Source organism: Photobacterium sp. R1 (assembly GCF_054600795.1).
In genome coordinates this window covers 227,429-253,049 of record NZ_BAAHZP010000005.1, presented here as the reverse complement: position 1 = coordinate 253,049, position 25,621 = coordinate 227,429, and the positions used below count along the sequence as shown (strand labels likewise).

Below are 25,621 nucleotides of genomic sequence, written 5' to 3'. Positions count from 1 at the left end.
TGCAATATTATCCGGAAATAAAAAACGCCAGCATTCTACTGGCGTTGCTTATCCGGTGACAAGGCACTCAGAAAGGTTTCTGCGGTTGATCTTCCTGAATCTGATAACGGGTGAGCATCTGCCGTTGCTCACGGGCAATCGTGGCCACTTTGCCGGCTTCTTCAACCAGCGTCGACAATTGCTGGTTATTCAGATTCGCCTGAGCCGCAACGCCCTCTACACTACGGCCAACTTCGACAGAGGCATTTTCTTGTTGCTGCGTTGCCGCGGAGATCGTAATGACCTTGTCGGTGATTCGGGCAATCGCGCCCTGAATGCTGTGAATTGCAGATTCGACTTCACCGCTCAGCGAAATCGAAGCCGTCATTTCACTTCGGCTTTCCTGCATGGCCATATTTGCATCCCGGGCAGCCCGGTGCAGCTCTTCGATAGTCAGACGAATCGACTCCGTTTGCTGACTGGTCTGGCTGGCTAATTTGCGAACTTCATCCGCCACCACGGCAAAACCACGGCCCTGATCACCCGCCCGGGCTGCTTCAATAGCAGCGTTCAATGCCAAAAGGTTGGTGTTATTCGCAATCGCGCTGATCAGTTCGACCACTTCCGTGATTTTATTCACGTGCTCGTCCAGTGAAGACATGCAGGCTTCATTGCGCGCAAACTGAGCATCCAGCGCCTGCAAGCGATCGGTACTGCGGCTGATAATCGCCACGCCATCTTGTGCCAGCGTATTTGCCGCTTCCGCTTCCGCTTCCGACTCTGTTGTACTGAGAGCGATTTCCTTGATGGACGCTTCCAGCTCAGTAATTGCCGCCGCAATAGCACTTAACTGATCACTTTGCTGGCTCAGGGCCTGGCGCGACTGTGCTGAGGCCGTCTGACTGCGTTCCGCTGCCTGCATCAGCGTCTGGCTGTTATGATTCAACTGTGACATCGCATGGCTGTTCGTCCGGTTCGACTGATTCAGCAGACAGGCTAACTCTGCAAATTCGCGCGGTGCGTTCTCATCGGCAACGGCCGTCAAATCTCCCTGACTGTTTGCTTTCACCACATCATCCAGTCGCTGCAGTGACCGGTGCACGGTTTTACTCACCCAGACCCCACTGGCAACAGCAATCAGCAAACCAGCGACACTCAGCATGACAAAAATCAGTTTGGCATTTTCTCCCGCAGTCAGAACACCCTGTTCGCTTTGCTGCATCATCCGGGCTGCACCATCCTCCAGCGTATTCAACTGCTGCATGATTTGGCTGACCTGAGCTTTCGCCTGTCCTGCTTTCTGCGATTGTTCCTCAATCAGCCTGAGGGTTTGAAGCTTTAACGCAACCATACCCTGTTCTGAAAACAATCCCTGTACCATCTCGAACGGCACCGTCAGGCTGGCATATTCCGCGATTTCCGGGTTGACGCGATTGAGTTCTTTCCAGGCAAATTGCATCCCGGATAAGTTGGTACGTTTCAGATCCTTCGCAAGGTTTTCTGCTTTCGTCAGATCATTCTCAAAGAGTAAAGCAACCATGTTGGTTCCCATCTCCTGAGAATGATTGATAAAATTCGTGACATGCCCCATGGCCAACTGATCACCGGCATACAAGCCAATGCTGATCCGGCTCATTTCGGAGCGGACCGATGTGATCGCGTAGTTCATGGTCGCTTTGTCAGATTCTAATTTCGACTGGTTGGTAAGAATTTGTTGCTGGGTCTGATAAACCGAATCGACCAGCAGATGAAATGCAGCCAGATCCTTCCTGAAATCTTTTACATTATCAGACAGCCATTCAATGCTGTTTTCCGTTGCCAGGTTTTCCAGCTGAGCCACTGCGTCTTCAACTTTCTGTTCATGAGAATTCAAAGCTGCCAAAGCGGTATCCAGATTTTCCAGCGAAGTACTGTTCATCAACTCTGTAAGACTTTGCGCAGAAGCCAGCGAACCTTTCACCATTTCTGCATTTAATGTTGCAACTGGTAATGCCTGCTGGCTCAGCAGCCCAAACTGGGCTGAAACACGATTCAGACCCTGATTTCCGAAAAAAGACAGCAATCCGCCGATGATCACCAACAGCAGAAAAACTGACTGAATTAAAAACACGACAGACAGCCTTGCCTGATGTGAACGTTTTCTTGTCATGATGAACCTTTGTCGATGTCAGAATTGCTGGCTGTTCGCTTCTGGTGCATCACACGGCATCGGCCAGACAATTGTGATCTTATTCTCATTTATTCCCGTCGATAAAATACGCAGGGAATATGACAAACTCATGTCAACTGACAAAAAAGTACAATAAGCACGGATAGTTAGGACTTTGATAAAACAGAAAAAAGCAGCACTTGGCTGCTTTTTTGATACGTTTCTTAACAAATACGAGGAAAGATTTCAGGCGATTGAAGTTTGCTCACTGATGACACTGTCAAACAGGTTTTTCACCAGGCTGATATAGTCTTCCAGGAATGTAATCTGCTCAATACCCGGATGCTTGAGCCACAAGCCCCCCAAAATTTCTGTCATATCTTCCAGAACAGCATCCGCTTCCTGCATCAACTTGAACCGAAAATCTGGTTTCAGATCTGGGTTCTGGCCAAAAACAGCCATGAGGTTGGTAGCGATCAGATCCGTGACAACATTTTCTACGGTTTCTTCACACACATCCGTACCTGACGCTTCAAACACACTCAGGTGCTCCGTAAAGTACTCGATTAATGCGTGATAACCTTCAGACTCAACAACCATATTCTTTGCTTTGTTCATCCAACACTACCCCGGATCATAGTGTCTCTTCTCCTTTTTTCAAGCTTGCTGATGTCAACTGTGCACAAGTTAACTATTTTAATTATCAGTAAGAAAAGGCTAATTTAGCTGGCACAGAAATCATCAACAGAACGAGTAATTTCCCGTCCAATTCGCCAATACTTTGACACTCTCCGGCAGGTTTTCCCGACTCATTTACCCGGATGACGTAGCCGTGCGCATTGAGATACAATCCCGGCTTCAAAATCAGAACCACAGAGAAGTACAACACGATGAAAATGATTCGCTGGATTCTTGGCCGAGTGATCCTGTTACTCAATGCCCTCTTTTCCCCGAAAGCAATGAAACGAACACAAGCTGAGCAACAGTCCGTCAATCAGGCTATGGAACAGCTTCACCTGTATCAGTTTGACGCCTGTCCGTTTTGCGTCAAAGTCCGCCGTCAGGCAAAACGGCTGGCTTTACCGCTGCAAACCCGTGATGCCAAACAGCCTGAAATTGAACAGGAACTGGTCAATGGCGGCGGTAAACGAAAAGTGCCTTGCCTGCGTATCGAAAAAGAAGATGGCCAGATTGAATGGATGTATGAATCAAACGATATTATCCGCTATCTGGAACAACGCTTCGCCTGAACCTATTTATCCCGGCTCCTGGCCGGGATGAACTGCCACAGTTTTGACATCAGTCTGATACGTCCCCACCCGAACTTCAGTATTATTTCTTATACATTCAACCATTAGCAGTTTGCTACACTCAATTTGCCACGATGACTAGTAAGGAGTCCCCATGCGATTACATCGTATAGCCTGCTTCTTCGCCCTTTTTCTGAGTTCTGCGATCACGACGCCGACTTTCGCAGCACAGGATGAAAAAGCCGTATCAGAAACTTCCTCTCAGGCTGCAAGCGATGACAACGCAGAAAAAAGCATCAAGGTGGGCGATGTTCTGAGCGTGAAACTCGACGAAATTCTGCCAACACAGCCGGTTCTGGCCTACGACAGAATTTTTGCCAGTCTGGGACGCTATGAGGCACGTCCTGCGCAGCTTTATGATGACCTTTGTTTGACCAATGGCGGACAAGGCATACAAAGCTGGGATGATAATTCCAAACCCACAGATCTGGAGAGCTATCACTGTAAGAAACCGTTCGGCAGTCAGGAAGATGCCCTGCCGACCGTGCTGGTCGCGCCAGACGGAAAAACACTTTATCTGCTTTCCGGCCATCATATTCTCTCGACCTTCTGGGATATGCCCAATGGTGGAACCAGTGTTCCGGTGCTGGTCAAAGTGACACATAATCTGGCCGGGGATGATATTGATGAGAAATGGGATGCCATGAAACAAGCCGGGCAAATCTGGCTCTATAATACGCGCGGTGAACAAATCAAGCCTTCTGATCTTCCCCAGTACCTTGGAATGAAACAGCTAAAGCATGATAAATATCTGTCACTGGTGTTTTTCCTGCGCAATATTGCCTATAACGACCCAGATAAAGACTATCCGACCGTCAACCCGCTGATCCGGCCGATGTCGATCCCATACCTTCAGTATTACTGGGCACAGTACTTACAGAAGAAAATGAAAATTTCTCAGTATGATCTTGATGATCCTGAAGAATATGCCGAAGCGTTAAAGAAAGCAGCACACATCATCGTGAATACGCCGGCTGATGAAGATATTGCTTCCTCAGGAAAAACGGCCAAAGCACTGGGTAAATTTGATGAAGTGAACACGAAAGTTCTGGATTCCCTGCTCTCCCGGCCATCATCCAGCTGGGGTTACGCCATGGCTTACCGCTTAAGAGTGAAAGAAGAATCCACACCTAAGCGTGTACTGGAAGAGCAAAAAGCGAAAAAGGAAAAAGCTGCTGGCACTCAAAAGAACCCCGCAGAGAGTCAGTGACAATCCGGATAAGGCGAAGCATTCTTCGCCTTTTTCATTTTTCTGAAGTCAGGAACAACACTGTCATTAAGATCATCCCGATTAATACCGCAACAGAGGCAAGTGCAAGCACAGGATCAATGACTTCTATTGCAATGAAGTTCCCGTACAAAAGAAACAGGCCCACCACCAGCACCAGAACCCCAACCTGGTGAATCAGAAACTGAATTTTGGCTAATCTGCCGGATCCATTCGTCAGCCATAACCGGTGACATAAACCGTAAATGAAAGAAACCACGAAAGCTGCAAGCATGATGTGGGCATGAGTCACCATCTGACCATGATTATTGGAAGCTGCCATATAAATCCCCAGACTCATGCCCAGAATTGCGTATATCAAACCTGAAATCACATATTTTCTGTCCATCTTACCTCCGCCTATTCACCACAAGACGTACTCAGAAGCGCTCTGTTTTCCTGATACAGCTTAGATAGAAAACAGGACGCAGGCTGACTAATTTTTGATTCAAAAATCAACCAAACAGGTGGAACACAGACTAGGTTTCTCAGGACAGAAGCTTCAGAACGAGCGGTTAAAGCTTTCCTCAGAGAGGATGGGCTAAGTTAAGGCTGGTAAATATAAGGCACCGTTTCAGCAATCAGAGAAAAGCCATATTTTTCAACGATTGGCTTGCTCATTGGAGACGCATCGATCGTTAAATATCGTTTTCCACGTTTTTTTGCATCCTGAATCCGTTTTTGCAGTAAAGCGGTGTAGTAACCTTTACCCCGGCATACTTCCAGGGTGCTTCCTCCCCAAATACCAGCAAACGGGCTATCGTCATTAAAGATAATCCAGGCGGAGCTGACAGGAACACCCTGCTCATAAATGACATATATAGAAACGGTATCAGGTTGCGTCTGCTTCAGATAATGCAGGTTAGCCAAATGATGGCTCTGATCAGTTTTCCAGACCTTTTCCTGGACGGCCATTGCATCCTGAATCCCTTCAAGTTCATGCACTTCTGTAATGATATTTTGTGCACTATCCGCCACATTCACGGCAGCCAGATCCAATACCATGAAAGCCTCTGAGGTTTCACGCTGAAATCCATGCGTAATCAGGTGTTCACCGATATTCGCAGGCGTATCCGTGCTGTAAGTCTTCCATTCAAACGCAGCTGAATACTGTGAAAAATAAGCGACTTCCCTCTGAATGACGGTATCCAGTTCAGCTTCCGGTAAATCATAAAAAGAAATAAACCCACCCTGACCGGTATCGGAACGAAATCTGACCACACCATGAGATGAGGATTTGATAAACCCCGGTATCTCAATATCAATCCGCTCGCACTGATTGTAAACCGACATCACTTCCTTTGAATCCATAGCAACTTCCGTCATGCTTTTCTCTGAAAATGTTCACGCCAATCACCCCATTGAATGTATCGAGTCAGGAGGCAATAAAGCGGAGTAACTTATCCATGTCGTGATAATCATTAATCATCTGGGCATGTTTTACTTTTTGCCCGACAATCACTAAATTCACCCCCAGTTCCTGACAGGCTTTCAGATCCCATACCGCGTCACCAAAATAGGTCAGTGGTAAATCGTCTTTATCCCCTGCTTTTTCTCTGGCCATCAGCATAATCTGCGTGCGGGCATAATGATCATTTGAAGAAGCCAGATGCAGATTCTCTGTGTAAAAACCGGCAGATTGCAATTTCAGTAATGCGGTTTCCCCCCAGCCGCCCGTGGCGACGGACACCAGAAACCGCTCGTCTGCCAGCAAATGATGAAAGAATGCTTTCGCCCCACTCACTTCCTGCGCCGGACGATGATTCAGACGAGACTGAACGTTTTGAATGAATTCCACCTTCACTCGCTTTTCCAGGCTGATTAATTCTTCTTCCGGTGCCTGATTTGCAATGAATGTACGCAGAATACCCCGGTCTGTGATATGCGGATAGTTCTCCCATCTGCGGTTCAAATCCAGCCCGGTGACCGTTTTCACAGCCATCAGAAAGCAGTGCTCATCGAACTCACAAGACTGAATCAAAGTTCCGTCTACATCAAACATCACATGATACATACAAACAACAATTATCCTTATTTCACGCTGCATTCCGCGCTTGTTTATTCCGGGGCATATTCTAACCAGGTTACAGCGTCCTCCCGCTGATCCCGGCTGAATGCTTTAATCGTTAACCCGGGCATCAATGTGCCTTCCAGCTCACTGATTTTTTTGACCCAATTCTGATCAGACAACACTGCAGCCCGATCGAATTTTCGGATGAATCCCATCATGGCAGGAATTCGGGACAGTTCGACACCAATGGCACCCAGGGAAGGCAAATGGTAATCCACAACATCAAACAACATTTTACCGTGTTCAATTTCAGCAGATTTGTCCAGGAGCTCATCCAGTGCCAGTCCCATCGTCTGGGAATCCAGCTTGCCGCTCATTGCAATGTCCAGCCGATCATTCCCGACCTTTTCCACACTAAACATGCTGCACCTTTCTGTGGCTGTGAATTCAGTAAGTATGATTCATCACCACAAATCAGGCTATCGCTGACGCGTGAAAAACAAATTCCAGCCGATACAACGGCTTCAGGCTCAGGAATCAGATCTGACGTTGTGAATACCATTGTTTTGCCAGCAAACCAAATAATGCCGAGTCGGAAACCCGGCCATCGACAATCCATCTCTCAGGTAAATATCCTTCTTGCTCAAAGCCAAGTTTTTCTAGCAATCTGGCCGAGCCAATATTTTCCGGATCAATCTCTGCTTCAATCCGATTCAGTTGCATTGCCTCAAATCCGAAATGCAGTAACGCTGAAACAGCCTCAGAGACGACCCCTTTCCCCCAGGAGGATTGTGCAACACCGAAACCCACTTCTGCTCGGCGAGACGTGGGGTGGATATTAAATAACATGCATTTTCCCAGCAAATGATGATCCGATTTATCACAAATACCAAAGACCAGTTTTTCCGGTTCATCTAAAGAAGCTTTCGATGCCAAGATATAGTCATGCGCTTCTTCAATGGACTGCCATGGACTGCCATCCCAGTATTTCATAACTTCAGGGTCTGAAAAAATATCAAACAAAGGACCCGCATCACTCATGGTCAGCGGACGCAGCACCAATCTTTCCGTTGTTAACTGAAGCATTCCCTATGTCCTTCGCTCTATTTCTCTGTAAGGTGGTTTCTTACGGCTCAAAAATGAAACCTGTTGTATATCACAGAAGTATATTCAGCCTCAATTATCTGGTTCAAAAATTAAAGCTTAGCGAGAAATAAAAATATTGATGCTGCTGAAGTACAAAAAAACCGGAAGAGAAGATGTTGATCAACATTTCTCTTCCGGTTCTCGAAAATTAAAAGGCAATTTTAGAAAGTAAAGCCCAGATTCAGACCAAACCCACTGCCGTCATATGAAAGATCTGTGTCTTTTACTTCATAATCAATCTGGGTATAACGAGCGCCTATTACGAAAGCATTGTCATTTTCCAGAGGAACCCGGTATTCATAATGGACAATAAAGCCAAGGCTATCTTCAAACTCAACCGTACCATTTGAGCCAAAGCCATAACTATTTACATCCCACTCGTATTCAACACCCGTGTGGTAAGTTGCGCCAACACCAAACTGGTGCCGCCCGTACCCTTTTAACAGCAATAAATCCAACGGAAAACGGTCGAACGTGATATCACCATTTGACGCACTGGCACTGGAAAATTTATAGCCAATGGTTCCACGTAATTTCAGTTCATCTTGCAAAAAGTAATCTACGCCACCAAAAATTGACAGGCCTTCACCTGTTTTTACCTTGGTTGAATCACCATTGGTATAATAAGCTTCAACCAAGGTCTCACCACCAAAGTCGTAACCGGCTCCAATGATAAAATCAACTTTTGCCATGGATTGACTGGAAACCATGAACGCAGACATGCCGAGAGCGGCAATGAAAATATTTTTCTTGAGCATTGATAACCACATTTAAAATCATGAAAAAGATATAACCTGCTTGAAGTGTACTTTCCATAATATCCAGCATAAAATCCAGATACACCGCAAACACAAGCCCCGCTATTCTATCAAGAAACGAATATTTCAATCGTAATCATGATTAAAAATGTGGGTGTGCTCAAACATGCATAAAATACATTCAACATTCAGGCGCAAGTTATTTGCAGCCTGAATAAATCTTGTGAGCTATTATTTGTTTTTCGCAAGAAAACTATCAAGCTTGTTTGCGAACTGCTGACGGTCGGCCTGACTGATCGGTGCCGGGCCGCCAGTCTGAATACCACTGCTGCGCATGGTTTCCATAAAATCCCGCATTTGCAACCGCTGTTTAATTGTATCTTTCGTATACATTTCACCGCGCGGATTTAACGCATGTGCTCCTTTGGTGATAATCTCATCTGCCAGTGGAATATCTGCTGTAATGACCAAATCCCCCGGCTCGGTGTGCTGAACAATATGATTGTCAGCGACATCAAAGCCAGACATCACCTGAATCGCCCGAATATGAGGCGATGGCGGCACACGAATCGCATGATTTGCCACAAGCGTCGTAATGACACCAACACGGTTTGCTGCCCGAAAAATGATCTCTTTAATCACATTCGGGCAGGCATCTGCATCAACCCATATTTTCATGTCAAATCCTTACATCTTTTGTCTTGATTTGTCAGCATAGAAAAAAGCCGCCAACGCTGGCGGCTTTTTCATAATATCTTTTACTCAGCTCTCGATGCCTTGCTTGCGCAGGTACTCATCGTAAGTCCCGTGGAAGTCATTCACGCCTTCCTTGGTAATTTCGATAATACGGGTTGCAATCGAGGAAACAAACTGACGGTCATGAGAAACAAACATCAGTGTGCCTCGATAGTTTTCCAGAGCCAGGTTCAACGATTCAATAGATTCCATATCCATGTGGTTGGTTGGTTCGTCCATCAGCAGGATGTTTGGTTTTTGCATGATCAGTTTACCAAACAGCATACGACCCTGCTCACCACCTGAAATCACACGAACAGACTTTTTAATGTCGTTCTGGGAAAACAGCATACGACCCAAAATGCCGCGAACCGTCTGCTCATCATCCCCTTCATTCTTCCACTGGCTCATCCAGTCCAGCAGGTTGATGTCCATATCGAAGTCAGCAGAATGATCCTGTGCGTAGAAACCGATGTTGGCATTCTCAGACCACTTCACCATACCAGCCATTGGCGCCATCGCACTTGCCAGTGTATTCAGGAAAGTAGACTTACCGATACCATTCTCACCGATGATCGCAATACGCTCACCGACTTCAACCATCAGGTTAACACCATTGATCAGAATGTTCTCGCCGTAGCCTTGTTTCAGGCCTTCCACTTCCAGAGCATTCCGGAACAGTTCTTTTTCCTGCTCGAAACGAATGAATGGGTTCTGACGGCTTGAAGCTTTTACTTCTTCCAGCTGAATCTTATCAATCTGTTTCAGACGGGAAGTCGCCTGTTTCGCTTTCGAGGCGTTTGCAGAGAAACGGCTGACGAAAGTATTCAGTTCAGCAATCTGAGCTTTCTTCTTCGCATTGTCTGCCAGCAGACGCTCACGCGCCTGAGTTGCTGCGACCATGTACTCATCGTAGTTACCCGGGAACGTACGCAATGCACCGTAATCCAGATCCGCCATGTGAGTACACACCGTATTCAGGAAGTGGCGGTCGTGCGAAATGATAATCATGGTGCAGTTACGCTGCATCAGGACCTGCTCTAACCAACGAATCGTGTTGATGTCCAGGTTGTTCGTCGGTTCGTCAAGCAGCATGATTTCCGGGTCAGCAAACAGAACCTGAGCCAGCAGAACACGAACTTTCAGGCCCGGTGCGACTTCACTCATCAGACCAAAATGCAGATGCTCCGGAATCCCCAGACCCAGCAGCAGTTCACCTGCACGTGCTTCCGCGGAGTAACCGTCCATTTCTGCGAATTCAGTTTCCAGGTCAGCAACACGCATACCGTCTTCTTCTGACATTTCTGGCAGCGAGTAAATACGGTCACGCTCGGCTTTGATTTCCCACAGCTCTTTGTGACCCATAATGACGGTATCAACCACTGTGAATTCTTCAAATGCGAACTGATCCTGACCCAGCTTTGCCATGCGCTCGTTCTGATCTTTATTGACCACACCAGCCGAAGGCTCCAGCTCTCCACTCAGAATTTTCATGAACGTCGACTTACCGCAACCATTCGCGCCAATCAGACCGTAACGGTTACCCTCGCCGAATTTGACGGAGATGTTTTCAAACAGTGGCTTATCGCCAAACTGCATGGTGATGTTCGCTGTTGTGATCAAAATAGGTTCCTACAACAAAAAATCAGACATGAAAAAAGCTGCCAGATCGCCGGCAGCTTTTTGTTGGAAATTGGCGCCATCTTAACAGATGACGTGAGTTTTATCACGCTTTGTCTTCTTCAACTGAATCTTCCGGTGATGACCCAAAAGAACCAAAAACGAAACCAACTGAATATGAGCCGCTTGAAACGCTTCTTTTGCGTCTACATGGTGAAAAACCACCCAGGCAAACGATACCTTCAGTGAATTTTGCGACAATTTTCCCTTGTCTTGCAGGCTGCGACTGAAACAAGCTCATTTTTTTGTAAAAGAACTAACTTTTGTAAAGGATTGAGCGAGTGAAACCAATTTTTCTTGTTTTATTACAATCATCCTAATAATCCGCTAAAAATAAGTAATTTCTGACATCACAGTTTTTTCAGCATATCCCACTGCGTTAATGATAAAGATCACAAGTTACAAAAGATCAGGATCACAATTACAAGCAATTAATTTTACTAGGATAATAATGTAACGACCGTTACAATCCCTGCCCATAAAAACGATAACAGTTCACAGGATAAATCCCTGTTTTTCTTCCCTATATGTGAAAGGTCCTAAGTAAAGATGAGTCCGGAAAAATACCTCCTCGACTGGCAAACCAGCCAAACAAATGCTGAATCCATCTCACCAATTCTTGGCCAGCTATACCGGCAAAAAGGCGTCGAAGTTCTGTTGTTCGGTCGTCAGATCGTCAATGCTTCTGTCATTGAACTGATTAAAGCCCACCGTATCGGTAAACGTTACACAGAAACAGAAATTTCGCCTTCCCTGACTCTGCCAATCATTGAAAAACTCAACCATCTGGACCTGTCCCCTTGCCGTATTGATGTTGGCCAACTGGCGAGCACTTACTGGAAAGAACACCAGGATGAAAATGGCCTGGATGATTTTCTGCAAGCGGCTCTGGCTGACTCGCTAAGCAGCACAGAATCTTTGCAGTCACGCGATGTCGTGCTGTACGGTTTTGGCCGTATCGGCCGCCTGCTGGCGCGTCTGCTGATTGAAAAAAGCGGTGCAGGATATCCGCTGCGCTTACGTGCCATTGTGGTTCGCGGCGGTAAAAACGGTGACCTGGAAAAACGTGCCAGCCTGCTGCGTCGTGATTCAGTTCACGGCCAGTTCAACGGCAGCATCACCGTGGATGAAGAGCGCAAAGCGATCATTGTCAACGGTAACTACATTCAGGTTATCTATGCGAACAGCCCTGCAGAAGTGGATTACACCACTTACGGCATCAATAATGCGCTGATTGTTGATAACACCGGTATCTGGCGTGATGCTGAAGGCTTGAGCCAGCATCTGAAATGCCCGGGAGCTGCGAAAGTGCTGCTGACGGCGCCTGGTAAAGGTGAAATCAAGAACATCGTCTTTGGTGTGAATGAAACTGACATCCTGAGCGAAGATACAATTATCTCTGCGGCAAGCTGTACCACCAACGCAATTACTCCTGTCCTGAAAGCAGTCAATGACAAGTACGGCGTTCTGAACGGCCACATCGAAACCGTTCACTCTTACACCAATGACCAGAACCTGATTGACAACTTCCACTCCGGCGAGCGTCGCGGCCGTTCTGCGTCACTGAACATGGTTCTGACCTCAACAGGCGCAGCAAAAGCCGTTGCGAAAGCACTACCTGCGCTGGCTGGTAAACTGACGGGTAACGCGATTCGCGTGCCGACCCCGAACGTTTCGATGGCTGTTGCAAACCTGAACCTGAACACTGATGTGTCTGCAGAAGAACTCAACATCTATCTGCGCAATGTTGCACTGAATTCTGCCCTGTCAGGTCAGATTGATTACACTCAGTCCACTGAGATTGTCTCCAGCGATATCGTCGGTTCCCGCCATGCTGGTGTTGTAGACGGTGCTGCAACTATTGCTCAGGACAAGCGCTGCGTACTTTACATCTGGTATGACAATGAATTCGGCTATAGCTGCCAGGTCGTTCACTGTATGGAACAAATGATGGGTGTTCGCTATCAGACCTTCCCTGCACTGAAATAACGTATTCTACCTATAATAATTATTTCTCTTGCTGAACATTTGCCGCCCGGGATGAACTCACCCAGGCGGTTTTTTTTATTTCTGTTTAAAAGAAACACTGCCTGATTACCCTGAAAAATCTGCCAAGACCTTTCTATATCTGCTGTCCTATTTAATCTGAGCTGTTCAATCTGAGCTATCATCAAGAATATTTTCAATGTCTGGATTTCTTCCCTGTAAACCAGCATTTTCTGCAAGTATAAAATGCAGTGGTGCTGGTTTGTAGCTTGGGACCAGCCACTGAATATCACCGCGATAAACCGCCAGCTCGATTAATAAAAGAGCCTCAGCTTTACTGCTTTTTTGAAAATAGAAATACAAAAAAACCGCCCGGCATAACCGGGCGGTTCATTATTAAGACCTTCAAGTCGAACTGGCCTTAGAACTTCACCTGATAGTTCACAGTGTAAGTACGGCCACGGCCTTTATAATCAAAGATTTCAGCTGGGCCATAGCTGGCATACAAACCTGATGCACGCTGTCCCCAAATCGTACTGTATTCACGATCCAACAGATTCTGAATACCAAAACCCAGGCTACCGACAGGCAACTGATAACTACCAACCAGATCCAGGGTGGTGTAACCGTAAATTTCTTTGCCTGCGTCATCCTTCAAATTAAATGTTGTCTGGCTTTGCAGTTTCAGTGCATAGCTATCTTCGAACCAAGCCAGCCATGCACCTGCTTTCGAAGAGCTCGCATAGTTAATGGATTGTTTTACCCAATCGTCATTCGCATTCTGCACTTCAGATTTAACCAGGTGTCCATTCACACCCGCTTGCCAAGCATCACTCAACCAGTAAGAAGCCTGACCTTCCCAACCATAGACACGCGTCTTATCATCAGAAATTTCAATATTCAGCGTCTTCTTATTGGCGCTGACTTTCTTATCAGATTGTGAGTAATAAACGGCTGTCTGGATATTCAGGTCGCCGCTGTCATGACGATAACCGACTTCATAACTGTTGGTTTTAATCCCAGACAACCTGGAATCATCCACATTGATGCTGCCGGTCAGATTGTAATGACCATTGGCATCAGGGCCAGAATACGTGCCGACACCGTAATATTTTGCTGGATCAGACAGATCAAAGCCCTGTGCGAAGTTAGCCCAAACCTGATCCGTATCAGTCAGGTGATAGATAGTGCCTAAGTTCAACAAGCCAATATCGTAATCTGTTTCACCGCCGGGAACCGGATCAGCAGAAGTACCCGTGCCATGCGCAATAGCAACCTGCGTACCGGTAGCAACAAAGTCATCTACTTTATTCTTCATATACTGGAAGCGATAACCACCTTCCACACTCCAGTTTTCGGTGATTGCATAATCCGCCTGAACGAAACCAGCAATAGAAGACACTTCGGTGCCCGGATAACGGCCAATCATAGACGCTTTCTTGTTCACCAGACCGCCAGAGTTATAGCTCGTCTGACGATCGAACAGCATCTGATTACTATCTAGCTTGTCGATGTAACCGTCGACACCATAAGTTAGCGTCAGGTTTTCCAGCGACTTGATCATCGCCGCACGCAGACTGATCACGTCCGTTTCCTGCTCAGATGCCGCTAAATAGGTACTATAGATGAAAGGAATAAAGCTCAAAGTTTCATGACGGTATGATGCCTGAACCAGTAACTCGTGGCCCAGGAAATCCGAATGAATGTAGTCTGCATTGAGCATCCAGCGTTCTGTTGAACCTTGGCGATCCGACTCAAACCCATCCCGGACTTCAATCAGGCTCTTATCACCAGGATTCCCGGTAATATTTTTATTTACACCAGCCAGATCCTGACCAAAGTAAATACCATACGGGCTGTCTTGCTCGCTGCTGTAGTATTGCGCCAGCAGATTGATGGTCTGAGTGTCTGTCGGCGTGATAGACAATGTACCCAATACATCAATGACTTCATTAAACTGAACAGAACCCTGAGTAATGTCCGGCACAACGATATCGCCATTCGCGTCGTAATAACCTTGGGTTTCGCCATAAACCACAGAGGCACGACCTTTCACCAGATCATTGCCACCGCTAACTGACTGAGCCAGTTTGTAATCGAAATCATCACTGCTGTTAAAGCCAGATGTGGTGTTGACATAACTTTCAAATTGCAATTCAGTGCTGTCTGCTTTCTTCGTGACGATGTTAATCACACCGCCCGTCGCGCCTGCACCATAGATTGACGTTGCACCTGAAAGAATTTCGATGCGATCAATATTGAACGGATCGATAGAATCTAACTGACGGCTGATCAGACGGGAAGAGTTCAGAGAAACACCGTCAATCATGACCAGCATCGGACGACCACGCAGGTTTTGTCCGTAGTTAGTCCGGCCCTGGCTGCTGACATCCATTGACGGCACGGCTGCGGCAAGAATCTCACCCAGGTTTTTACCGCCCCGATATTCCTGTTCGATTTGCGCGCTGTCGACATACCAGACAGTGCCCGGAATATCGCTGATCGCTTTTGGTGCGCGGCTGGATACCACGACCATTTTCTCTTCGGTTGTCTTGTAGTCTTGAGCAAATACTGAACTGGAAACAAACGCTGAAGCGGCCACCGCAGCGGCCACTGTCGTCAATTGAAACATCCCTTTTTTCACTGCCATTGTAATCACTTTATATTTTTAGATAAGGTTTAAACAAATAAGTTTGATAATAATACTCATTTGCCACTTTATTTCCATATCTGACGTTAAAAAAGTTCAATTTATTTGTATGTTTTTAAGGCCTTATCTTTTATATGGTTATCAATAAGGCCTAAGCGTTTCTTAAGACGCTTTGGCATACTCAGTCACCAGGCTTTCTGTCACCCACTCAATCATGCCCTTGTCGCTGCCGATATCGAATACCGGTTTCTGGCAAAGCTGGTTGATGATTCGTGCGCTTCGCCACGCCATCAAACTCAGTTGAGGTTCTGCAATACCGTGGCTGTGCATACCGGCATTCACAGCAAAAATCTTGTTTTTCGCGCTGCCTTCCCACTTCAGTTCAAAGTTTTCCGTCATGCCATAGCGGCCATTTTCATCCAGTTCCAGCAGCGGCATGATGGATTTCAGGCACTGCGGGTATGGCGCACTAAAACCGGTAGCCAGAATGATAATGTCGGCTTCGTGCATTTCTGCCTGCTGACTCAGGGCATTCAATGCCTGAACAGAGAAACCACCCGCATGACTCTCCAGTGCACTCATGGAACGATGCGGCAGCAGACGCACCCACTTATCTTCTTTCAGAACATCAAATCTGTGGTAAAGCTCGCGGTAAATCGACAGTAACGCAGCTTGCGTAATGCCATCTGACGTCAGTTTTTGTGCGTCAATTTCTGACCGCTTCACAGAAGTATCTAATCCCACGAAAGTCTCGACGTACTCCGGCGTGAAAAACTCATTGGTGAAAGCAGCTTCATCCAGCGGCTGGAAGTTTGAGCGGCGAGACAGCCAATCCAGGCTTTTCACTTTGCCCCACTTACCATTCAGGACATTCAGGAAGATATCAGCGCCACTCTGGCCACCGCCGACAATCATCACGCGTTTTCCGGTAAAGTCGCGATCGCGCAAACCCATTTCCGCAGCATGGAACACTTTGTCACTGATGTGTGGCTTGGCGCATTCAGGAATCGATGGCACTTTCCCGGTACCAATACACAGGTTTTTTGCCAGATACGAGCCCTGACTGGTCTGAATTTCGAACGCTTCTCCGATGTACTCAATGTGCTCTACGCGAGAATCGAACTGAACATTCGACAATTGATGGGCTGCCCAGGCCAGGTAATCAGAGAACTCATGACGGCTGATACAATTCAGTTCGGCAGACAGGAAACGGTAAAACTTCTTCTGACTCACAAGATATGACAGGAAAGAATACGGACTTTGCGGATTCACCGCAGTCACCAGATCTTTCAGGAACATGGTCTGCATATTGGTGTTATCCAGCAGCAGTCCCGGATGCCATGAGAATGATTCACGACCTTCGAAAAAGCAGGTATTCAGATGCGTATTTGTCTCCAGCAGTGCCGCGACACTCAGGTTAAACGGCCCGACACCCACACCCGCCAGATCCAGACATTCTTTGTGATTATTCAGTTCCATGGTTCATTCCTTATTGTTCTTGGGCCAAAAATAGAGGGTTATCCAGCATGTCATCCATGTCCGGCAACATACGGGAAGCACTGCTGTCGGTGCTGTGTCTGAACTTTGCCAGATTCAGACCGATACGCAGGATACGCGGCTTAAACAGATCCAGTCGTTCAAACCGTTCTGCAAGTTCTGGGTGCTGGTTGATATGAGACTGAATCCGGTCACCCAGCAGGCGATAGAATTGCTGCTCGGTGAAACCAAGTTTTTCTACCAGTGGAGAGATAAACCGCAGCACAGTCACAAAGTGGCCTGTCTGAAGATCGTGAATAATCAGTTCTTCCGGCAGACGAACGGTGGCGGCTTTCACTTGCGGATGCAGTGATGCCTGCTCCGGCAATTCCCTTTCCACCAAGCGCATATCACCCTGGAAATCTTTCAGCAGAATGCGTTTCGGGGCATGATTTTCCATCACAATCGTAATGTTCTGACCATGCGCAATCAGCGAAACACCATACTTGGTCAGTAAGTGGTAGAACGGGATCACCACAGCATCAAACAGACGGGTCAGCCATGCTTCCGCAGAGAGTCCAGACGCCGCAATGTACTCACCAATCAGTGGATTCCCCTGTGAATCCGACTCCATCAGGGCTGCCATCAGAATGGCTGACTCGTTTTCTTTGAGTTTGGAAGCCAGCGATTCACGCCAGATCACACCCAGCAATTCATGGTAGCGGTAAGGCGCTTTTTCCAGTTGCCGGTAATCCACCTGAGCGGCATAAGCCGATGCCGGTTCCTGCAATACTTCAGCACCTTTGCTGACCAGTAGCGGATCCGTTTGGAAGACCTGATCAATCCAGTCAGACGCCAGCGGCCCCGCCAGAATATAACGACCCGGAATCCCGCGATAACAGGAAGTATTCATGATGGTCAGCGGCAATTTGATGTCATACCCCTGAGGGCGGGACACATTGCTCAGCGTCCGAATCGAGAGCTGCGGCAGGAAATAATCCCCGAACTCCCCCAAATAAAGCAGCGCTTTCTCCGCGATTTCACGAATAAACAGCAGAGAGAGTTTCTGAGACCATTGCCACGGGTGAACCGGGATCAGGGTATAGTTCTGCGGATTCACTTCAAACGCACTGAATGCCTGAGCCAGTTTTTCCTGCTCAACTTCAGTCATGGCTGAATCAATCAACTGCTCCCAGCGCGTCGTTTCATTGGTTGACTGCTGTAAAACAGACTGATGAACAGCCACCCAGCCCAGTTGAAATGCACGCTGTGATTCTGGCGCGTACAAATCCAGATCGTCGGTACCCCATCCTCTGCGGCCTTTATTGAAGGCGAATTTCGGATGACCGTTGAAATAAGTCTGCTGCAATTCACAACTCAGATTTGCCAGATCCTTGGCGGTCATGGCCTGCTTTTTCACGGCCAGTTTGCAATCACCCAGTAAAGTCGCATTCAGATCTTCAAAGTGTTCCGCCATGGCTTCATCCGGCATATTCAGCAATTGCTGAATATCCATCATGAACTGAGTTGCCAGTACCGGTTCGGTTGCAGGGAAACGGGTGACCGATTCAGGTTCAATAACAATCTGTCCCCAGATATTCGCTTTCCCCCGGAATTGATAGCTGACACCTTCATCCAGATTCAGCACAAAGCCCTGTGCCGTCTCTTCAAAGCGGAATGCCTGCTCGTATGCAAATTCACTGATCATTTTCGCCACAATCGCCCGGTTCGCCTGCGGCCAGTGTTGTTGTAATGCCTGCTGAATCATCACCACTGCTCCCCAAAGAATGCGCCGCGCTCCAGCATCAGAAGTGCCGAACGTTTGTGGGGGAAGTTGAACTCAAACAGCTTCCGGTAGCCGACGGCCTCAATACGGTTAAACAAGCGCTGGTTATCCGCACGGGGCTCCAGAACAATTCGGGTTGTACGCACATCATCAATGAACAGGTAATGGCTGATCGCACGCATCCAGCAGTTGAAAAAGCGCGGACCACGGAACTGTTCCTCACCCACAAGCAGGTGAATGCCCCGGTCATACGGCTGCACATCATAGTAAGGTGCCAGCCGGTCTTCGCTCACCCAGTAGGCTTCGATATAACCAAAGGCTTCTCCATTGAACTCACCAATCAGCGGAATAATATGCGGATCGTTCAGGCGCGATTGTGCGAACTCAGCCAGTTTTTCTTTGCTCCATGCCTGCTCCCAGAAGTGTGCAACCCGCGGATCATTCATCCAGCGGACAAACACATCCAAATCTCTTTCCATATCAAAGACCCGGAAAGACACTTCTGCATCGGCCTGATGGTCAAACCGCTTATAAACCGTCCCGGCCGGCATTTCGGGACGCATCGGATGGTGGCGATGCTGATTGTTCGACTGCACTTCAACAAACGGGAACCGGCTCGAAGGTGTATGCAGATGCCATTGCTCCGGCATCTGATAAAACACCGATTTGTACAGTAGATTGCCTTCACACAACGGCAGGATCGCCGACAACTGAGCCTGCAAATCCTGCGGTGCTTCCAGCAGGAAACGATCACGTTCCGGCTGGTGACTGAACTCAGCGTCCAGATCGGTCAGCAGTTGTGCTAATGCCTGAGGATTCTCCAGATCATGCGCCGACAATGTCAGCTGCAGGCTGTGCAATTTCTCCTGTCCTAGTTCTTCCATGACCTGAAATGTTTTTGCCTTAAACATGGATCGCTTCCTTTACGTTGATCAGTGGGTTTGGCAGGTCAAAATAAATCACCGCCGGATCCGGAATAGAGTTTTCATTGAAATTCTGCAGATAGCAGAAGAAGTTCCCTTTACAGCACAGGCCTTCATCATTCAGAACATAATCAAGACAGGCAGAATCGCGAACACCCCCTGCTTTCAGCGCTTCTAGTTGTTCGCGCAGAATGGCAACCAGTGCCATTTCGTCCACACCGGTACCGGCACAGATCGAACCAATCACGTTGAAGGTTGAATTGATGATCAGGTAATAAGCGAAATAACGGCGGACTTTATCCTGGTTCCAGTAGTTTTCGATATCCTGTCTGGTTTTATTGATCGAAGCATCGTTCAGGGAATCAGCAAATCGCTCAAACGCCAGATCGGTATAGCCAGTTCCCTGACAATCGCGGTAATACATACCCACCGGGAAACCGTTTTTCAGTTGCATCACGATATTCTGCTGATGCGCCAGAAACACCACACCGTAGTTTGCCTGAAGGTCAAACAGTGAAACGACACTGTGCTGACAGTAAGCGCTGAACCAGTCTTTGGCTGCCCGCTCTAAACTGATGCCCTGGCCTGCAGCATAATCAGACACACGTTTTGCCAGCAGACTTTGTCCGCCAAACGGGTTCTGCTGTGCCAGTGTTGCCAGCACCACAGCCTCTTCATCGGCCTTGGCAGCCAGCGGGTTATCGCGGAAAGCAACCAGAGATTCATCAATGGCTTTGCCGTTTTTGTCCACCAGTCCCAGATAAGCCGGTTCCTGCATCAGCTGGAAACCCTGGCCGTTACCCAGCACCTGCTGAATGTCTGTATCAGCAAACAGCTGATTCAGGCGGGTACCACGAATCACTTCTTTCACCGACAGGTTGCGGATGGAGTTGGTCAGTTTGACGCTCAGGGAGAACTTCAGCATATAAGGCAATGCTGGCGCGTACAGAGATCGCGTAGAAGACGTCGGGTACCAGTCACTACCGGCTTCACCCAGATCCTTGATCAAACCCTGTTCAAGATATTCGATCACATCCGGATACTGACTGAACACCTGCCACTGCCACGGGTGAGCCGGTAAAAGCACCTGATTTTCAGTTAGCTGCGAGACCAGCGTATTATCGAAAGCCGTATCTGCCTGCAGCAACTCCGCCATACGTTCAATCACGGTTTTATCTGCAGAACTGCCGGACACCAGAATTGATTTATCAACGGCCAGCCACCGCAGCGGGAAATGACTGCCAAATTCAGGAGAAAACTTCTTCGCATCTTCAGCGCTGAACTGTTCACGGCTTTTCGGTGCCGGATGGAATGAATGACCGATCAGCAATCCCTGCTCAGCCTGCTGGAAATTCAGCGCCTGATTAAACAGCGTTTCACCATACGGGCTCTGACTGACTGCACTGTAGGTGTTGTAATGACTTTCAAGCACACGATTCGTGAAAATCTGTTTCTGCTCTTCCGTCACCAGGCCTGCCAGAGACGGCTCTTCAAGAATGCGGGCAACCAGCTCCGGGTAGCTGAATGTGACTGACGTATCAGCCTCCAGAAAGGCCGGGAACTGATACTCGTGAACACCCAGAGAAGAAAAGTAACGCAATGGAATACGAATCCGTTCCTGATTCGCAAACGGGATCAGATAGCTGGTCCCCTGCTCGTCTTTCTCAAACTGAATCGCCGGACATTCCCGGGCAAGGGCATTGAAAAAACACGCCGCTGCAACATCATGTTGACCCGCTGGCGTAACAAAAGCGTGGTTCTGCGTTTCCATAGTTAACTCATTGCATCTGATAATTGCGTCAAATGCTAATGATTCTCATAAACATAATCAATAGCCTTTTGTTAATTCTTCTTTAAATAGTGAATATTTGATGTAAGTCAGTGGTGTGATTCCGTTACATTGCATAAAAAAAAGCCAGCGACAAATCGCTGGCTGAAAAATTTATGCGCAGATATGGCCTGCCGGTTACTTTCTCATCAGATACAGGAAATAACCGCCGCCGATGACAGACGCTAACAATCCTGCGGGAAATTGCCACGGAAACCAGAGGTTTCGTCCAATCCAGTCCGCAATCACCATCAGGCACCCACCAAGCAGTGATGCGACGATCAACTGCCTGCGTGCTGAGTACTGATTCAGCGTGCGCGCCATATGTGGCGCAAGCAAGCCGACGAAGCTCAGCGGACCAATCACAATTGTGCAGAGGGTCGTCAGGGCTGCAACCAACAACAACAGGACTTGTCGGACCCGCCTGCAATCCAAACCGACACTGGTGGCACTGACTTCACCTAACCCAATCAGATCAATCCACCGACTAAGTGACAGGGTCACAAGTAACAAGATCCCGACACCGACGGCCAAGAGCCCCACATCCTGCACTGACACCAGATACGTGGAACCAGAAAGCCAGGTCAGCAGCGCCCGGACGTTGTCCTGTCCTGAAGACATCGCTATCCGCAAAAAGGCATCCAGACCCGCACTAAGTGCGATTCCCGTCAGCAAGGTCTGTGTCGGTGCAAACTGATGTTTCTTGCCCATCAGCCAGATCACCCCGGTCGCAAGCATGGCACCTGCCGTCCCCAGCAACACCTGCTCATGGCGCTCTACGGAAACACCCAGCAATGCGCCAATCACTAATGCCAGTGCCGCACCTGAGCTGATCCCCAAAACTTCCGGGCTGGCCATCGGATTGGTTGTAACACGCTGAATCATCGTTCCGGCCAGTGCCAGCCCAATCCCGGCAAGCAGGGCGACCAGCACCCGGGGAAAGCGGTATTCCCAGATATGCTCAGACAGCGAAAAAGCCCAGCCCTGCTGACTTTGACCCACCGTCACCGCTAGGACGAAACAAACCAGTACGACCACAGTTAAAGGCCAAACCGTTTTTTTGAAGTCACGATGATGATAATGCGGTACGCCTTCTTCCCGGGCACGCAGCTCTGATTGCAGGGTCTTCCGCCTCAAGAGCCAGAGTAAAAAAGGCGCGCCAATCAGCGCCGTCATCGCCCCGGTCGGCAGCATTTCCCCGCCAACGCCGGAAAACGGCTGGATCAGTAAATCGGCAAACAACAGCATCAATGCACCAACCAGCCCGCTGTTCAGCAGATGCCGGTACAACTTGCGTGTCCCCATCATGCGGGCAATCGCCGGCGCAACAATCCCGACAAAACCAATCAATCCAACTTCACTCACCACACTGGCTGTCATGAAGATAGCCAGCCCGAGGCAAAGCACCTTGATTTGTTTCACATTCACGCCCAGCGATTTGGCAACGCCCTCCCCAAGCTGCAAAGACGCCAGCGGCCGCTGCAACAACAGCAAAATGGCCAGCGGTATCAGCGTCATCGGCAGTAATGCCTGAACGGTTGCCCAGCCATTCTGATTCAGTGTTCCCGCCCCCCAGACAAAAACTGAAGACAGCTTCTGCTCATGCAACAGCAGCAACATGGTATTGATGGAACCGAAGAACAGGCTGATGACCATGCCCGCCAGCACCATATGTACTGGGGCAAACCCGCGTTTTGCCGAGAGCAGGAACACCAGTGCCGTTGCCAGAGTGCCCCCCAGAAATGCAGGAACGAAAGACGACACCGAGACAGACGCTGGTAACAGCAATATCCCCAGTACCATCCCCAGTTCAGCACCGGAAGCTACCCCCAGTGTGGTGGGCGATGCGATTGGGTTGCGCAGAACGAACTGCATCACAGCCCCCGCAACCGCCAGAGAAAAACCGCAGAGAATCGCCACAGTCAGACGCGGCAGATAAGTCAGATGCACAATCAGATGCTGATAATTCGCCGGATCATAGTGGAACAAGGTCTGCCAGAGCAGCTGCAGCCCCTGTGCATAGGGAACCGTCCAATTGATCAGAGAACCCACGACGGCAATCAGGATTGCAAAAATGAAAAACGACCGGGCTGTCTGGCCCGATCGTGCGAAAGGATTGATTGATGAAACTTGGGACTGCATTAGTTCTGTATCAGTTGCTGGGTAATATGATCGCTGAAACGCTGAGCGGAAATCAGGCCGCCAAAGGTCCATATAGCCGGTAATTCATAAACTGAATCCGAACGGGTAAAAGCCATAGCCTGCCAGAGGGGTGAAGTCGTCAGTTTCTGGCGTTCTTCGGCCTTTAGCGGGCCAAAGATCATCACGTTACTGGACTGGTGTTCCGCCATTTTTTCAATGCCTGCCGTCGTGAAGCCCCATAAGTTGGTCGGTTCACGCCAGTCATTTTTCAGCCCCATGGCAGCGATCGTGTCTTGAGCCAGAGAGCCTTCACTATGAATGCGCAACGTTTTATCGTTAATAAAACGCACAAACATCAAGGGTTTCCGTCCCGCAGCAGATGCCAGCACTTTTTCACCATTTTGTTTCAGGCGCGCTGTCGTTGCTTCAATCACGGCTTTCGCTTGAGATTCCTGGTTCAGCACCTGACCTAACTGCTCGGTCACCGACACCGCATTTGCCATTGGTGTCTTGCTCTCGCTGTAAATAGAATACACCAGGGTTGGCGCAATCGCGTTGAGTTGCTGATAAACCGGGCCCATGTGTTTACTGATCAGAATCAGATCCGGCTTCATTTCCGCCAGCAATTCAAGATTCGGCTCCCGGCGGGAGCCGACATTCACCGCAGATTCAGGAAGCTTGGGCTCGCCAACCCAGGTACGATATCCGTCCTCGTCCGCAACCCCTTCCGGCGTCACCCCCAGGCTCAACACGGTTTCTGTGAGTGCCCAGTCCAGCGCGACCACTTTCTTCGGGGTTTCTGTCAGTTCCGTTTCGCCCAGCTCATGCTTCACTATCATTGCCTGACCCGGCAAGGCCAGTGCGGCCAAAAGAAATGCGATCAGTTTCTTCACAATCTTTCCCTGTACATGTTCTTATGGAATGTAGCTGATTGGCTGACCCGTTTGCGGATGAGCGAACAGCGCCAGTTCCATACCATAAATATTTTTGAGGACCTCTGGAGTCATCATGGATTCTGGTGTGCCTTGTGCAATCACCTTACCTGAATGCAAGGCAATCAGATGATCACTGAATTTGGCCGCCATGTTGACGTCATGCAGCACCATAATGACCGTCAGCCCTAAACTTTCATTCAGTTCCCGGATCAAATGCAGCAGTTCATACTGATGCGCCACATCCAGTGCGGAAGTCGGTTCGTCCAGCAAAATACACTGGCTCTGCTGAGCAAGCAGCATCGCGACCCAGGCTCTTTGTCGCTCACCACCAGAGAGTGTCGCCACAAAGCGATCGGCAAATGGAGTCAGACCAACCCGTTCAATGGCCTCATCCACCAAATCATAATCTTCCCGGCTGTAGCGGCCAAAAGCGCCCTTCCAGGGATAACGACCGAAACACACGAGCTCCCGGACAGTCACGCCATCGGTGATCGGCGGATGTTGTGGCAGATAAGCCACATTGAGCGCGAACGCTTTACTGTCGAGTTGATGAACCGGCTGATCATTCAGCAAGACCTGGCCGGACGCAGGCACATTCTGTCGGCTGAGCAGCTTCATCAGGGTGGACTTGCCGCAGCCGTTATGGCCAAGCAAGGTCGTGACTTTTCCGGTTTCAAACATCAGTGAAGTGGGATGGAGAATCCTTTTCCCTTCCACATCAAAGGCGACATCAATGAGTTGGTACATGAATGCGGTAATGTGTTGCACAACAAAGTGCACGAACTGTACCACAGCCTACTGTGAATGATAATAGTTTTCACAATCATTATTTCGATGTAGGATACCCGTCACTTCTTTTG

22 protein-coding genes are annotated in these 25,621 nt (G+C 48.5%); 3 read left to right on the top strand and 19 right to left on the bottom strand.

The window, feature by feature from the left end:
* Positions 1 to 67: 67 nt before the first annotated feature.
* Positions 68 to 2,128 carry a methyl-accepting chemotaxis protein gene (locus ACYP03_RS10915; RefSeq protein WP_459779770.1) on the bottom strand — a complete coding sequence of 687 codons (2,061 nt, stop codon included), beginning with the start codon at positions 2,126 to 2,128 and terminating at the stop codon, positions 68 to 70.
* A 246-nt stretch (positions 2,129 to 2,374) separates the two neighbouring features.
* Positions 2,375 to 2,728: a DUF3802 family protein gene (locus ACYP03_RS10910; protein WP_248141645.1), complete on the bottom strand. Its 354-nt coding sequence runs from the start codon at positions 2,726 to 2,728 to the stop codon at positions 2,375 to 2,377.
* A 290-nt stretch (positions 2,729 to 3,018) separates the two neighbouring features.
* Between ACYP03_RS10910 and ACYP03_RS10905 the strand changes: the two genes are divergently transcribed.
* On the top strand, positions 3,019 to 3,378 hold the full coding sequence (locus ACYP03_RS10905) for a glutaredoxin family protein (protein ID WP_248140364.1): 360 nt from the start codon (positions 3,019 to 3,021) through the stop codon (positions 3,376 to 3,378).
* 154 nt (positions 3,379 to 3,532) lie between these two features.
* Complete coding sequence (locus ACYP03_RS10900) at positions 3,533 to 4,648, top strand: ParB/Srx family N-terminal domain-containing protein (protein WP_459779768.1); 1,116 nt, start codon at positions 3,533 to 3,535, stop codon at positions 4,646 to 4,648.
* 34 nt (positions 4,649 to 4,682) lie between these two features.
* Here the strand turns inward: ACYP03_RS10900 and ACYP03_RS10895 are convergent, their stop codons facing one another.
* From ACYP03_RS10895 to ACYP03_RS10860, 8 genes are all read right to left on the bottom strand, one after another.
* Complete coding sequence (locus ACYP03_RS10895; protein WP_459779767.1) at positions 4,683 to 5,054, bottom strand: TonB-dependent receptor; 372 nt, start codon at positions 5,052 to 5,054, stop codon at positions 4,683 to 4,685.
* Positions 5,055 to 5,251: 197 nt separating this feature from the next.
* Positions 5,252 to 6,016, bottom strand: a complete 765-nt coding sequence (locus ACYP03_RS10890; RefSeq protein WP_459779765.1) for a GNAT family N-acetyltransferase — start codon at positions 6,014 to 6,016, stop codon at positions 5,252 to 5,254.
* Between the two features lie 64 nt (positions 6,017 to 6,080).
* Positions 6,081 to 6,719 (bottom strand): HAD family hydrolase, encoded by a 639-nt coding sequence (locus ACYP03_RS10885; protein WP_248140368.1) that lies wholly within the window; start codon positions 6,717 to 6,719, stop codon positions 6,081 to 6,083.
* A gap of 44 nt (positions 6,720 to 6,763) precedes the next feature.
* On the bottom strand, positions 6,764 to 7,138 hold the full coding sequence (locus tag ACYP03_RS10880; RefSeq protein ID WP_330959543.1) for a SpoIIAA family protein: 375 nt from the start codon (positions 7,136 to 7,138) through the stop codon (positions 6,764 to 6,766).
* A 115-nt stretch (positions 7,139 to 7,253) separates the two neighbouring features.
* Positions 7,254 to 7,775 (bottom strand): GNAT family N-acetyltransferase, encoded by a 522-nt coding sequence (locus ACYP03_RS10875; protein ID WP_459779762.1) that lies wholly within the window; start codon positions 7,773 to 7,775, stop codon positions 7,254 to 7,256.
* A 248-nt stretch (positions 7,776 to 8,023) separates the two neighbouring features.
* The gene (locus ACYP03_RS10870) at positions 8,024 to 8,632 is read right to left on the bottom strand and encodes a hypothetical protein (protein WP_459779760.1); all 609 of its coding nucleotides are present in this window, start codon (positions 8,630 to 8,632) and stop codon (positions 8,024 to 8,026) included.
* Positions 8,633 to 8,851: 219 nt separating this feature from the next.
* Positions 8,852 to 9,298, bottom strand: coding sequence for a YaiI/YqxD family protein (locus ACYP03_RS10865; protein WP_459779758.1), 447 nt, complete (start codon positions 9,296 to 9,298; stop codon positions 8,852 to 8,854).
* An 84-nt stretch (positions 9,299 to 9,382) separates the two neighbouring features.
* Positions 9,383 to 10,978 (bottom strand): ABC-F family ATPase, encoded by a 1,596-nt coding sequence (locus tag ACYP03_RS10860; RefSeq protein ID WP_248140373.1) that lies wholly within the window; start codon positions 10,976 to 10,978, stop codon positions 9,383 to 9,385.
* A 606-nt stretch (positions 10,979 to 11,584) separates the two neighbouring features.
* Here ACYP03_RS10860 and ACYP03_RS10855 point away from each other — a divergent pair.
* Positions 11,585 to 13,024 carry a glyceraldehyde-3-phosphate dehydrogenase gene (locus tag ACYP03_RS10855; RefSeq protein ID WP_248140374.1) on the top strand — a complete coding sequence of 480 codons (1,440 nt, stop codon included), beginning with the start codon at positions 11,585 to 11,587 and terminating at the stop codon, positions 13,022 to 13,024.
* A 165-nt stretch (positions 13,025 to 13,189) separates the two neighbouring features.
* Here the strand turns inward: ACYP03_RS10855 and ACYP03_RS10850 are convergent, their stop codons facing one another.
* The 9 genes from ACYP03_RS10850 to ACYP03_RS10810 all read right to left on the bottom strand — a co-directional run bounded on the left by ACYP03_RS10850 (position 13,190) and on the right by ACYP03_RS10810 (position 25,508).
* Positions 13,190 to 13,384 carry a hypothetical protein gene (locus ACYP03_RS10850; protein WP_459779756.1) on the bottom strand — a complete coding sequence of 65 codons (195 nt, stop codon included), beginning with the start codon at positions 13,382 to 13,384 and terminating at the stop codon, positions 13,190 to 13,192.
* 58 nt (positions 13,385 to 13,442) lie between these two features.
* Positions 13,443 to 15,671, bottom strand: coding sequence for a TonB-dependent receptor (locus tag ACYP03_RS10845; protein WP_248140132.1), 2,229 nt, complete (start codon positions 15,669 to 15,671; stop codon positions 13,443 to 13,445).
* A 162-nt stretch (positions 15,672 to 15,833) separates the two neighbouring features.
* On the bottom strand, positions 15,834 to 17,150 hold the full coding sequence (locus ACYP03_RS10840) for a lysine N(6)-hydroxylase/L-ornithine N(5)-oxygenase family protein (protein ID WP_459779754.1): 1,317 nt from the start codon (positions 17,148 to 17,150) through the stop codon (positions 15,834 to 15,836).
* A 10-nt stretch (positions 17,151 to 17,160) separates the two neighbouring features.
* Positions 17,161 to 18,915 carry an IucA/IucC family protein gene (locus tag ACYP03_RS10835; protein ID WP_459779854.1) on the bottom strand — a complete coding sequence of 585 codons (1,755 nt, stop codon included), beginning with the start codon at positions 18,913 to 18,915 and terminating at the stop codon, positions 17,161 to 17,163.
* Positions 18,915 to 19,844 (bottom strand): GNAT family N-acetyltransferase, encoded by a 930-nt coding sequence (locus ACYP03_RS10830; RefSeq protein ID WP_459779752.1) that lies wholly within the window; start codon positions 19,842 to 19,844, stop codon positions 18,915 to 18,917. The genes ACYP03_RS10835 and ACYP03_RS10830 overlap by 1 nt, the downstream gene beginning before the upstream one ends.
* Positions 19,837 to 21,627: an IucA/IucC family protein gene (locus tag ACYP03_RS10825; protein WP_459779750.1), complete on the bottom strand. Its 1,791-nt coding sequence runs from the start codon at positions 21,625 to 21,627 to the stop codon at positions 19,837 to 19,839. The genes ACYP03_RS10830 and ACYP03_RS10825 overlap by 8 nt, the downstream gene beginning before the upstream one ends.
* A gap of 195 nt (positions 21,628 to 21,822) precedes the next feature.
* The gene (gene fhuB, locus ACYP03_RS10820) at positions 21,823 to 23,826 is read right to left on the bottom strand and encodes a Fe(3+)-hydroxamate ABC transporter permease FhuB (RefSeq protein ID WP_459779748.1); all 2,004 of its coding nucleotides are present in this window, start codon (positions 23,824 to 23,826) and stop codon (positions 21,823 to 21,825) included.
* Positions 23,826 to 24,719: an ABC transporter substrate-binding protein gene (locus ACYP03_RS10815; protein WP_459779746.1), complete on the bottom strand. Its 894-nt coding sequence runs from the start codon at positions 24,717 to 24,719 to the stop codon at positions 23,826 to 23,828. The genes fhuB and ACYP03_RS10815 overlap by 1 nt, the downstream gene beginning before the upstream one ends.
* A 21-nt stretch (positions 24,720 to 24,740) precedes the next feature.
* Positions 24,741 to 25,508, bottom strand: a complete 768-nt coding sequence (locus ACYP03_RS10810) for an ABC transporter ATP-binding protein (protein WP_248141636.1) — start codon at positions 25,506 to 25,508, stop codon at positions 24,741 to 24,743.
* Positions 25,509 to 25,621 lie beyond the last annotated feature (113 nt).